The sequence below is a fragment of the Pseudoalteromonas sp. Angola-30 genome (assembly GCF_028599215.1).
In the GTDB taxonomy this organism is placed as follows: Bacteria; Pseudomonadota; Gammaproteobacteria; order Enterobacterales; family Alteromonadaceae; genus Pseudoalteromonas; species Pseudoalteromonas atlantica.
Genome location: NZ_JAQREI010000008.1, coordinates 1 through 12,700, shown reverse-complemented (window position 1 = coordinate 12,700; position 12,700 = coordinate 1). Strand labels below are relative to the sequence as shown.

Genomic DNA, 12,700 nt, shown 5'->3' with positions numbered 1-12,700 from the left:
TTAGGTTAGCGATAGGTCAATATCAAATACATTGGCTGCTTCTTCAGCAAACGATGACTGCTCTTGCTGCGCGGTATCCACTAAATTTAGCGCGCTTGGGTAAATATTAACGGTTGTAACCTCGGCAAGCATTCTCGATGTACGCACTTTGGTCCACGGGTAGGCAAGCCCTAAAGAAAACACAATGGCCAGCATATTGGTTAATAGTAATATGGCAAAAGGAATAGGCTTAAGCTCTGATTTAAATGATGCTACGTCTTCAAATTGACTGTTATCAAAAATATGGTTACGAATAGCCGCAGCCCACACAGCGGTTACTATCGCAATCATAAATACGTAAGCAATCATTAATCCACCAAACATAATGCCCATTTTGGCTGGATCTTGTGCAGCTTGTTGGTTTTCTACATTCATTAAATCAAGCCCAAATAAGCCTAATACAGCCATAAATATCACCATAGTGATAGAGCTCACCACAAAGCAAATAAGGGCGGTTAAGTAGTAGGTTTCACCTTTAAGGTTTACGGTTAATGGCGTGTCACCGTAGCTAATATTGCTATGTATGTACGTGTCGATACGTTTTAAAACATACGGCATTAATAAATAAAGGGTAAAAATACTGGCAATAGGTAAAAGAATAAAGTTAATGAAGGCTTCGCCGTAATCGCCTTTAAATGCAAAGCGTACATTACGATGACGGGTCATACGCATATTAAAGCGCAGGCCTTGGTTAATAATCCACGGCATTAAAAAGATAAAAGCAACCGCAAATAATAAGCCTACAAGAGGAAAAAAGCTGCTACCAAAGGAGTAAATTAAAAATACAATAACCGCTAAAATACGGCCTTTTAAAATTTGCATCGGGGTGGCTAAGTAGTCAAAGCTGTGTCCGTCAATGCGGGTGTGGCCATAAAAGTATCGCATTGTGCGCACTTTTGCCCAAGCCGAGTAAATACCTAAAGTAAGTACGCTCAGTAAAATATTGACTATCCAAATACCAAAAAACTCACCGCCTTTACCGCTAAACTGTACTTTGCCGCTAAAAATAGGGGCAGCAGGTTCACTTACTGCAGGGGTGGTTTCTGGGGGAGTAGGGTGTATTGATTCCATTAAAATTATATCCATGTTGTTTTTTTGTTAATTTACCTAAATTTGGTGCAAAGCTCAATCTTTAATAGCCTTACAACCTACAATGGCGCTGCTTTTAATATATGTGGTGCTGCACTTTAAATCATCTCTGGTATACTAGGGCGATAATTTTATGGGGCTGTTATGATTTCAAAAAACCAACTCAAGCTTATTCGCCAACTTGGCCAAAAAAAGTACCGAAAGCAATATAATCAATACCTTGTACAAGGTGAAAAAAACGTACTTGAGTTGTTAAACAGCCCATTAAAGGCGGTTGATATATTTGCAACACAGGCGTTTATAAATACTCACCAAAACCAGTTTCCACATGTAGATTTTACGCCAGCAGAAGAAGAGTCGCTGACTAAAGCCAGTACCTTAGTAAGTAATAACGCGGCCATTGCAGTGGTTGATATGCCAAAGGCTGATTTACCTAATAATACCGGCTTAATATTGGCGCTTGATGGAGTTTCTGATCCGGGCAATTTAGGCACTATTATCAGAGTTGCCGACTGGTATGGCATTAAACATATAGTAACAAGTACCGACAGCGCCGATGCTTACAACCCTAAAACAATTAGCGCTACCATGGGTTCGTTTGTCAGAGTGTCGGTAAGCCAAGTAGAGCTACCTGAATACTTACAAACATTAAATATGCCTATTTACGGGGCATTTTTAGATGGGCAAAGCGTACATACAACGGACCTTAGCGCAAAGGGTGTATTGCTTATGGGCAGTGAGTCGCATGGCATACGCGAGCAGTGTGCAAAATTAGTAAGCGACAAAATAACCATACCGGCTTTTGGTGAGGCAGAGTCACTTAATGTGGCAATGGCCACAGGTATTATTTTAGATAACTTTAAACGCCAAGCTTAACTTTTTAACTGTTTATGAGTTAAATTGTTTGTAAGTAATAACAATAATAATCGGTAATAACAATAAGATGCGCTTAAGCACTATTAAATTAGCGGGCTTTAAATCGTTTGTAGAGCCCACTAAAATTCCATTTCCTGATCAAATGACGTGTGTTGTTGGGCCTAACGGCTGTGGCAAATCAAACGTGATTGACGCTGTGCGATGGGTGCTTGGTGAAAGCTCAGCTAAAAACTTACGTGGCGATGCCATGACCGATGTTATTTTTAATGGCTCAACTAATCGTAAACCAATCTCGCAAGCCTCAGTAGAGCTTATTTTTGATAACACCCAAGGTGATTTACCTAATACATTTGCCGACAGAAACCAAATAGCGATTAAGCGTTTAGTAACACGCGATGGCCAATCGTTGTACTTTTTAAATGGGAGCAAATGTCGTAAGCGCGATATTACCGATATATTTTTAGGTACTGGGCTTGGCCCGCGTAGTTACGCAATTATAGAGCAAGGGATGATCTCGCGTTTAATCGAGAGCAAACCTCAAGAGCTACGCGTATTTTTAGAAGAAGCCGCGGGTGTGTCTAAATACAAAGAACGCCGCCGCGAAACGCAAACCCGAATTAAAAGTACCCGCGAAAACCTTGAGCGTTTACTTGATGTGCGCAAAGAATTACAAGCGCAACTAGATAAACTGGCTGTGCAGTCGGTTGATGCGAAAAAATACCGCGATTTAAAAGCGCAAGAGCGTACCTTAAAAGGCCAAGTAGCTGTATTAAAATGGCAAAAGCTGCATCAACAACAGCTTGAAAAAAGTGAGCAAATCAAAAAGCTTAATGAGCAAATCGCCTTTTTTAAAACGGCTCACTCAGGCCACGACGATGTGCTTGCAAGCCTAGAGGCTCAAGTAAATGCAGAGCAAGATGCGCTTAACGATGCGCAGCATCAGCAACACGTTACCCACACAGAGTTGACCCGCGCCGAACAACAACACATTAATATTAAACAGCAAACGCAAACACTTAAACAAAGTGTGGTTAAGCTTGAGCAGCGAAAGCTGCAAAGTGAAGCGCTAAAAACACAGCAACAAAATGTGTGTGAGCAGTTATCTGTGAGCCACCAAGAGATAAGCGAGTACAGTTTAGAGTGCAGCGAACAAGTTGAAGAGCTTACCCTTACACTTGCAGATTTAGCAGATGAAAAAAATAAGCACACAAACGCATGGCAAAGCCTTAATCAACAACAGCACGCGCTTAATAATAAAGTACAGGCTCAGCAAAGTAGTGTTAAGCAAACAGAGCAAGCCTTAGTCCATGTAAACGCACAGATAAGCCAACTAAATAGCCAAATTGACGATATTAAAAGTAGCCAATTAGAGCAGCAACTAGCCGAGCAACAAAAATACAAACAAACCCTAACTCAAGAGCTTGCCAGTAAGCAAACGGCGCAAACACACTGCACCGCAGCGCTTAAAGAGCAAACCGATTTAGTAAATGACGCTGAGCAACAGCATCAGCAAAGCTTACAGCACGTTAATGAACTAAAAGCTCGCATTGCTGGGCTTAAAAGCAGTTTAGGGATTGAAGATGACAATAAGCAGCACACTTTATTTAATCAATTACAGGTAAAACCAGGGTTTGAACATATAGTTGAACAGGCACTGCAAACGCTTGAGCACCTAAACGTAGCTGATGTGCAAAGCAATAATAGTGTGTGGCCGCATAAAAGTGAAATACCAGTCAATAGCGTTGCGGCGTTAGTTACTGAGGGTGTTTACCCTGATTTATTGACCCGTATTGCGTACAGCGAAAACGCTGAACTCGCTGCGTTAAATGATACGTTTTATATTGCGGTTATGGATAAAAGCGGTGCTTTACATGCTCGAAACTGGCACCGTAGCGCAGACAAAAACGCCGAAAACTCACAACTTTTAAAACACACACAGTTAAAGCAAAAAACAGCGAGCTTAGTAGAGGCCGAAAATAGCCTCGCAAGGGATTTTGAGAAACTTAATGCGCTAAAAACACAGCAGCAAAAGCTGAGTGATGAGTTAGCAGTACTTAAAAATGCAATTCATCAATTAGCACAAAACATGGCCGTGGCCACTACGCGCAGCGACATGTTAAAAGAGCAAGTAGCACAATTTTTACAGCAACTAGAAAAGTACCAGCAACAAAAGCGTGCATTAACCACTGAGCAATCACAATTATTAAAAACGCGCGATGAGCACAACAGTGCGCTTGAAGTGTTACATCAACAGCAACATAATTTAGCTGACGAACTGGCAAGCGCCGACGCCGCTTGCACACGCAGTAATACTGCATACAGCCAAGCTGCAGCTACACTTGAGCAATATAAAACACAAGCGCATCAGGCCACGTTAAAAGAGCAAAAAGCACACAGTGAGTGGCAGCTTAGTCAAACAAAGCTTAATCATGCTGAGCAAGAGCTCATTAGTGCGCAAGAAGAAGCGCAAGAGCTGCAAGCGCAAATGGAAGCGTTGCTTATACCCGAGCAAGAGCTCACTGAGCAAATAGCACAGCTTTTAATAAAGCATCAACAGGGCGAAGCTAGCTTGGTCGCGTTACAAAAAAAGCTTAACGAGGCAAAGCAAACACTTATAAGTAAACAAGCCAGCCTTAAGCACTCTCAAGGTGAGCTGACAGGTTTGCAAGAACAACATCAAAAGCTAAGTATTGAAGAGCAAAGCCTAATTATAAAAGCGCAGGCAGCACTTGAGCCGCTTGAAGAATTAAAGCAAAGTTTAAAAAGTGTTTTAGATACACTGCCTGATTCACTGAGTTTAAATGCAGCGCAAAATCAGATCAGTGGGCTTGTGCATCAATTAGATAAGCTAGGTCCAGTTAATTTAGCCGCAATAGATGAGTTTGAACAAGCTAAAGAGCGCAGTGATTATCTGAATAATCAACTTGAGGATTTAACCAAAGCGTTAAATACGCTTGAAGGGGCGATTCGTAAAATTGACAGCGAAACCAAAACACGCTTTAAAGCTACCTTCGATCAAGTGAACAACGACTTTGCCGAGCTATTTCCAAAAGTATTTGGCGGTGGTAGCGCGTATTTAGAATTAACCAGTGACGATTTACTCGAAAGTGGTGTTAGTATAATGGCACAGCCACCAGGCAAGAAAAATTCGACAATTCATCTGTTAAGTGGTGGAGAAAAAGCGCTGAGCGCATTATCATTGGTGTTTTCTATATTCAGGCTCAATCCAGCTCCATTCTGTATGCTGGATGAAGTAGATGCGCCGCTTGATGATGCTAACGTGGTACGCTTTTGCCGTTTGGTTGAAGAAATGTCACAATCGGTGCAGTTTATTTATATTAGTCATAATAAAATTGCGATGGAAATGGCAGGGCGTTTAACTGGCGTTACTATGGCAGAGCCAGGCGTATCACGCATGGTAGCAGTAGATATAGAACAAGCAGTGCAACTTGCACACACATAACAGTTTATTTTAAGCGTATTAGTGTTAATTAATACACGGGTTTAGGCATAACAAATAATAAAAGGTGAGGGGATGGCCGAAGAACTAAGATTGGTTTTAATTGTGATCAGTGTACTTGTCATAGGTGGCTTATTAGTACATGGTTTATGGTCAGTTAGAAAAAAAGACAGCCCAGAGGTAGCGCCTTCAGAGCGGGTTGAGCCAATGCAAGATACACCTTCGCATACACCAGTTGAACCTAAAGAGCCGGTTGTTGCCCAGCGAGATGAGCCGCAATTTGGTGAGCTAAACTTTGATGCAAACGAGCCGCAAATAGATACTAGCGTGGCGCAAACACCCATTGAAGACGACCTGCAAGTAGTTCAAGAGCCAGAGCCAGAGTTAGAACCAGAGCCAGAGAGCGAAAAAGAAGCGCCAGCAGATGTGTCTGACTTTGTTATTGTGCATATTCAAATGCCTGAGGGGCTAAGCATGCAAGGTAGTAAGTTATTGCCTGCAGTAAATACCTTAGGATTTAAATATTCAGAAGAAGGCTTTTTTAATCGCCACATAGACCCTGCAGGGCAAGGTCCAGTGTTATTTAGATTAGTAAATATGTATAACCCAGGTACGTTTGATATTGATAATATGGAACAGTTTAGCACCGCAGGGGTTAGCTTATTTATGACTTTACCTTGTGAAGGCGACGGGCTAGCTGCTTTTAATATGTTACATAGCGCAGCTAAGAAAATTGCCGATGAATTTGGTGCACAAATTTTAGATGCCGAGCGTGAAGAAATGACCGTTGAGCGCGTTCGTCAATATGTTGAGCAGGTTCGTGCATTTTCTGCGTAATTTATACGCACACATTATTTTTATTAAGCCACTTACCTAAAAGTGGCTTTTTTTATGTTTTTTGAGGTTTAAATGTCTAGCAGCATTAGTGAGCAAATTAATCATCTTCGTAGTACGTTAGAGCAACACAACTACAATTATTATGTCCTTGATACACCCAGTATTCCTGATGCAGAATACGACAGACTATTGCGCGAGTTAAGCGCCCTTGAAAGAGAAAACCCAGAATTTTTAACGCCTGACTCACCCACTCAAAAGGTCGGAGGCGCTGCGCTGAGTAAATTTGAACAAGTTGCTCACCAAGTGCCTATGCTATCGCTTGATAACGCCTTTAGTGAAGAAGAATTTAGCGCCTTTAACCGCCGTATTAAAGAGCGTTTAATGAGCCAAGATGAGCTCACTTTTTGTTGTGAACCTAAGTTAGATGGCTTGGCTGTGTCGATTATTTACCGTGACGGCGTGCTTGTGCAGGCCGCAACTCGTGGCGATGGTTTTACTGGCGAGAATATTACACAAAATGTAAAAACAATCCGTAACGTGCCCCTTAAGCTGCGTGGCGATTACCCCGCAGAGCTTGAAGTACGTGGCGAAGTATTTATGGATAGCGCTGGGTTTGAAAAACTAAACAGCGAAGCCGAAAAACGTGGCGAAAAAGTATTTGTAAATCCTCGAAATGCAGCCGCAGGTAGCCTACGCCAGCTTGATTCAAAAATCACCGCTAAGCGCCCGCTAATGTTTTATGCGTATAGCACTGGGCTGGTGGCCGATGGCTCAATCCCTGAGGATCACTACCAACAATTGGCAAAATTAACTGATTGGGGTTTACCGCTGTGCCCAGAAACAAAGTTAGTTGAAGGTACGCAAGCGGCTTTAGATTACTACAGTGATATTTTAACGCGCAGAAGCGAGCTTAAATATGAAATTGATGGCGTAGTAATTAAAATAAACCAAAAAGCCTTACAAGAGCGTTTAGGGTTTGTTGCACGTGCACCGCGCTGGGCAATTGCTTATAAGTTTCCTGCGCAAGAAGAAATAACCCAGTTACTTGATGTAGAATTTCAGGTTGGTCGCACAGGCGCAATAACGCCGGTAGCGCGTTTAGAGCCTGTATTTGTAGGCGGTGTTACGGTATCAAACGCAACGCTGCACAATGGCGATGAAATAGCCCGCTTAGGCGTAAAGGTAGGCGATACAGTAATTATACGCCGCGCCGGCGATGTTATTCCGCAAATTACACAAGTAGTACTTGAGCGACGCCCAGATGATGCACGCGACATTGTATTTCCTGCCAGTTGCCCCATTTGTGACTCACACGTTGAAAAAGTAGAAGGCGAGGCCGTGGCTCGTTGTACCGGTGGCTTAGTGTGCCAAGCTCAGCGTAAACAAGCGATAAAGCATTTTGCATCACGCAAAGCGCTTGATATAGATGGCTTAGGCGACAAAATAGTTGATCAGCTGGTTGATAGAGAGCTGGTAAAAACCCCCGCAGATTTATTTATATTAAAACAAGGTCACTTTGAGTCACTTGAGCGTATGGGTCCTAAGTCGGCTAAAAACTTAGTAGATGCGCTTGAAGCTTCAAAAACAACGACGCTTGCAAAGTTTTTATATTCGCTGGGTATTCGTGAGGTTGGCGAGGCCACAGCGCAAAACTTAGCAAATCATTTTTTAACACTTGAAAAGGCAACCCAAGCCAGTATTGAAAGCCTTACGCAAGTGAGTGATGTAGGGGTTATTGTAGCAACTCATGTTCGTGGCTTTTTTGATGAGCAACATAATGTAGATGTGGTTAATGCTTTAATTGAACAAGGCATTAATTGGCCAGCACTAACGCCGCCTTCAGAGGATGAGCAACCCTTAGCTGGGCTAACCTATGTATTAACTGGCACTCTTAATACTTTAAACCGAAACGATGCTAAAGCACGCTTACAACAGTTAGGTGCAAAAGTAGCCGGTAGTGTGTCGGCTAAAACAGATGCATTGGTGGCGGGCGAAAAAGCCGGCTCTAAATTAACTAAAGCACAAGATTTAGGCATAGACATACTTAGCGAAGATGACTTAATTGCACTGTTTGATAAGTACAATGCTTAGGGTAATAAAATGAGCCGATATGGACCCGAGTACTGGGATAAATACGGAAGCTACCGTACGCCAATTGCATTTCATCTGAGTTTATTGGTGTTACTACGTGCGTATTTTATTTGGGTTATAGCGGCGCTGAGTCGTCGCCCTGAGCTTGATTTAATGTCGCTATTTTTTAAATCTAAAAACGATTTTTTTATCGCAATTTCGATTGGCGCTATTGCGATAGTGCCCACTTTTTTATTTTGCTTAAGACGACCGCGCGACTCTCATCAACAAAGTGCGCGTTTAGCGATGGTGTGGCGCTACATGCGCTGGCCGTTACTTGTGTGTGCAATAACCGACTTAAGCTGGTTAACAATACAAGCTGCACATAGTCATTACAGGTTTTCACTGTTTTTAGCTGTGCAAATGGTGATTGTGTTTTGGGTAATGTGGTACTTGGCAAAGAGTCGTTATTTGCAGGTGTTTTTTAACGATTGGCCAGAGCCTACCGAAAAAGCAGATGATAAAAACGCTAAATAAAAGGGAGCTAAATGGATAACATTAATAAAAAAATTGCCATTGTAGTGCTTGGTATTGGCATTATTTTAGGCGCTTTGGTGTTGTTTACATCGCTAACTGATCATATTTGGTTTTCTGCCGTAATAGGATTATGGTTATTTGTGTTTTGTTCGTGTTGTTACAGGCTGACACCCGCCTTTAAAAAGCGCAATACGCTTGATAACTTTATTCAGCGCGATGCACAGCACTTAATGTTATTTAGCTTGGCAGGCTTTTTTGATAAAAAATTTGGCCCGCAATGGCTTGTTATTGGCAACATTGAACATATAGAAAGTAAGAACGATGAGCTTATTATTCATAGCAATAACGAGCGACAATTTAGTGTAAGTTTACCCGCACAAAAAAATGACATAGACGCCTACATGAAGCGCATACTTTCAGATCACGAAAAGCAAACTATTCGCTTTAGTTAGGGGCTGTTGAACTTTGCGGATTAAAGTTTGTTCAAACTAGGGGCTATTTAATCGCGGCGCGAAGTTTGTAACCTAGTGGGCTAAGTAAAAGCTGAGCAAAGCTTCCGCGTCCTGCTCACGCCCTTTACCTACATCCATGTAGGCAACAAAGAGTAAATAGCCCCTAGGAAGAACCCGTTGGGCAGCGCCTGTTTGGCATTAATGCTACGCGTTATCGCCCAATTATGGGGAATAACCACACTGCATAGGCTCTGACTTGCCTAAATACCAAACAGACTGCTGCAAATTTAACCTTAAAAGATCAACAGACCCTAATCACTTATTAATACCGAAGGAGGCTATTATGCTTACTTGGAATGATGTTATAAATTTTGCCAATAATGGCAATCCTACGCCACGCGAAAAGGTTGTAAAAACAGACGCGCAATGGCAGGCAATGCTAAGTGATGAGCAATACTATGTGACACGTAAAAAGGGCACAGAACGCCCGCACAGCTCACAAAGTTGCACATTACTAGAACCGGGTAAATACGCGTGTGTATGCTGCGATAATTTACTTTTTGATGCCGATGAAAAGTTTGATAGCGGCACAGGCTGGCCATCATTCACGCAGCCTGCAACTGTCGATGCAATTGGTTATGTGAACGATTTAAGCCATGGTATGCAGCGCGTTGAAGTGGTGTGTAATGTGTGTGATGCACACTTAGGGCATATTTTTCCTGATGGGCCAGCACCGTCGGGTTTGCGCTATTGTGTAAATGCCGCTGCAATGAAAAAGCTTTAATTATATAGTTAGCTTTCAATCAAGATAAACAGCTATTTCTAGCCGCTAGTTAGCGCTAGGGGGATTGAATATCGAGTTTCATTTCTTTTGCCATATGCAAAATTTTATCTAATCGCTGCGACTGATCTGGCTGCAGTGTAGAGTTACTCAAAAGGGCGTAACACTTTTTAGCAATAACCAAGTTAAAAGTGCCGCCTTTTTGTTTTGTCGAATCAAACAAACACTGTAATAAATTAAGCGCAATGCTTGGGTTACGCGGCATTACTCTAAATGCTTGCGTAAACGCCTCTAACGCCGTATTTAATTGCCCTCTATTAAATTGAGTTACTGCATGGTTGTTAAGCTCTTTAGGGCCCATTTTAATGTCGCGGCGCTCACTTTGCTGCTGTTGAATGTAACGCAGGTAAGTTGTATCACTCATATTGGGGTGGCGCTCACAATGGCTAATTATTTGGCTAAATAATGTTTGTGCTTTTTGATGAAAACCCAGCTCGTGAAACGCTTTTGCTTTATCAAGCGCCCCATCTACAGAGCGTATTAACGTATCGTCGTCATCAAGTTGCTCTATCAAGCGCTTGGCTTTTTGGTGCTCGTCTTTTAAATAGTGCAAACGCGCATTAAGTACATCAATTTGAGATTGGTTTGCGTTGTTAGGAAACTGCTTTTTTAAATCATTTATGTATTTATTAGTTTGACGCGAAATACGTTGTATTTGGTCTGTTTGATCTGTGGTTAAAGCAAAGTCTATACCGGCACGGGCAGCATTGAGATAGATGTCGGGGCTGTCATGAATAGAATGACGCGCATAGCTGGCTATTTCTTTTTGGGTTAAGTAGCTTTTTTCGTAATCGTGGTTTATTAACGAAACATTACTTAACGATTTTTGTCTTTGGATATTACGTGGCGCGATATCGACTGCTTGGCTTAAAAAATTTTGCGCCAATTCAAATTGGTTAAGTTTTATTTCTAATCGGCCGAGTAAATCCAGTGCAACTAAACGTGTTTCATGGCGCTCAAGCATGGTTTTTAACATGCGCTGAGCAAGAATATGCTCATTATTAGCAATCAGGGCTTCTACTAAACCAACTTTGGCCCAGGCAAATTTTTGTATGTCTAGCACCGAGGTAAAAAAGTCTTTAGCTTCTTCACTGCGGTTTAGCCTAAGCAATGCATCTCCTTTTAAGCGAAGGAGGATAGGGCTGTATATATTGTTTTTTTTATTTAAAGCGGCATCGATTACTTTTATTGCTTTAGAGTCGTTGCCATCATCTACTAAGGTATAAATGCTCTGAAGCTCATTTTTACGTTTTAGAATACGCTCAATCCGCGTTTTTAACTCTTGTACCGTAAATGGCTTTACCAAAAAGTCGTCGGGTTGAAGCTCTAAAACGCTATGCACTAGCGCACCACTGGTTTCTGCAGAAATAAAAATAAACGCGGTGGAGTTTTTTATCAGTTGCTTAACACGGAGTTCTTCGTAGAGTTGGTAGCCGTCTTGGTGTTTGCTTAAATTAAACGAACATACAATTAAATCAAATTGCTCAGCCAAACATTGCTCTTTTGCTGCAATTGCATGATCGGCAAAGTGCAACTGCCGAAAGCCAAGCCTTTCTAGCGACTGTTTCATATAGCTTTGAGCGAGGGGCTGCTCTTCCACTATCAGTATTTTGGCTTTGGCGTAGATCTTAGTTGGCATTGGCTTACATGTTGTTTGATTTATCACAGACTATAATCAACAGTTTAGCTGCTTACAAGGGAATTTAACTATTAGCCGAGGTTATTAGAAGATTAAGTTATTTTCATACGTTTAGATGGCTTCATATTATCCTGGCCTTAGCGATTTAAAATCAATGTTTAATTAATAGGTAAAAAGCAGCTCTAAATGAGCGATTAACTATATGTTTGCTTATGACGCAGTTTATAACCCATATAGAACCTTACATGTTACAGATTAATCGTTTTGCAAAAGACAAATTAAGAGTGATATTTATGGAATTTTTTAACTTAGGTATTTTGAAGTGTTTACATGTGGTGGGTGATTACTTGGCTTGAACCAGTGACCCTCGCCATTATTTGTACAGGGCGGCGATGCTCTCTTTTTCTTACAACTGGATTAATTACCCAAATAGGATTTTTATAATAATTATTCAGAGGAGTTTAGATGCTTTAGAAGTGTTTATATGTGGTGGGTGATTACTTGGCTTGATACCGGTAACCCTCGCCTTTATTTGTAAAGGGTGGCGATGCTCTCTTTTTCTTATAACTGAGTTAATTACCCAAATAGGATTTTATAATAATTATTAAGAAGAGTTTAGATGCTTTAGACGTGTTTATATGTGGTGGGTGATACTGAACTGAACCAGTGACCCTCGCCATTATTTGTAAAAGGCGGCGATGCTCTCTTTTTCTTATAACTGAGTTAATTACCCAAATAGGATTTTATAATAATTATTAAGAAGTGTTTATATGTGGTGGGTGATACTGGACTTGAACCAGTGACCCTCGCCTTGTAAGGGCGATGCTCTCCCAACTGAGCTAATCACCCACATATAATAG

The 12,700-nt window shown here is 41.5% G+C and carries 9 protein-coding genes and 1 tRNA gene; 7 read left to right on the top strand and 3 right to left on the bottom strand.

What is annotated here, in order from left to right:
* Entirely contained in the window at positions 1 to 1,110 is a 1,110-nt protein-coding gene (locus PSH54_RS11620) for a YjgN family protein (protein ID WP_054983478.1), read from the bottom strand.
* A gap of 162 nt (positions 1,111 to 1,272) precedes the next feature.
* Here PSH54_RS11620 and PSH54_RS11615 point away from each other — a divergent pair, with 162 nt between their 5' ends.
* From PSH54_RS11615 to msrB, 7 genes are all read left to right on the top strand, one after another.
* Positions 1,273 to 2,004 carry an RNA methyltransferase gene (locus PSH54_RS11615; RefSeq protein ID WP_248444011.1) on the top strand — a complete coding sequence of 244 codons (732 nt, stop codon included), beginning with the start codon at positions 1,273 to 1,275 and terminating at the stop codon, positions 2,002 to 2,004.
* A 67-nt stretch (positions 2,005 to 2,071) separates the two neighbouring features.
* On the top strand, positions 2,072 to 5,467 hold the full coding sequence (locus PSH54_RS11610) for a chromosome segregation SMC family protein (protein ID WP_273606200.1): 3,396 nt from the start codon (positions 2,072 to 2,074) through the stop codon (positions 5,465 to 5,467).
* A gap of 72 nt (positions 5,468 to 5,539) precedes the next feature.
* Complete coding sequence (zipA, locus tag PSH54_RS11605) at positions 5,540 to 6,301, top strand: cell division protein ZipA (RefSeq protein ID WP_096041447.1); 762 nt, start codon at positions 5,540 to 5,542, stop codon at positions 6,299 to 6,301.
* A gap of 72 nt (positions 6,302 to 6,373) precedes the next feature.
* Positions 6,374 to 8,392, top strand: a complete 2,019-nt coding sequence (gene ligA, locus PSH54_RS11600; protein WP_273606199.1) for an NAD-dependent DNA ligase LigA — start codon at positions 6,374 to 6,376, stop codon at positions 8,390 to 8,392.
* A gap of 9 nt (positions 8,393 to 8,401) precedes the next feature.
* The gene (locus PSH54_RS11595; protein WP_004588866.1) at positions 8,402 to 8,908 is read left to right on the top strand and encodes a DUF2919 domain-containing protein; all 507 of its coding nucleotides are present in this window, start codon (positions 8,402 to 8,404) and stop codon (positions 8,906 to 8,908) included.
* Between the two features lie 11 nt (positions 8,909 to 8,919).
* A complete protein-coding gene (locus PSH54_RS11590; RefSeq protein ID WP_024034163.1) occupies positions 8,920 to 9,360 on the top strand; it encodes a hypothetical protein in 441 nt (146 codons plus the stop codon).
* A 343-nt stretch (positions 9,361 to 9,703) separates the two neighbouring features.
* Positions 9,704 to 10,144 carry a peptide-methionine (R)-S-oxide reductase MsrB gene (gene msrB, locus PSH54_RS11585; RefSeq protein WP_004588868.1) on the top strand — a complete coding sequence of 147 codons (441 nt, stop codon included), beginning with the start codon at positions 9,704 to 9,706 and terminating at the stop codon, positions 10,142 to 10,144.
* Between the two features lie 55 nt (positions 10,145 to 10,199).
* Here msrB and PSH54_RS11580 read toward each other — a convergent pair whose 3' ends face one another.
* Positions 10,200 to 11,840 carry a tetratricopeptide repeat-containing response regulator gene (locus PSH54_RS11580; protein WP_273606198.1) on the bottom strand — a complete coding sequence of 547 codons (1,641 nt, stop codon included), beginning with the start codon at positions 11,838 to 11,840 and terminating at the stop codon, positions 10,200 to 10,202.
* A gap of 773 nt (positions 11,841 to 12,613) precedes the next feature.
* Positions 12,614 to 12,689: transfer RNA gene (locus PSH54_RS11575), tRNA-Val, on the bottom strand.
* Positions 12,690 to 12,700 lie beyond the last annotated feature (11 nt).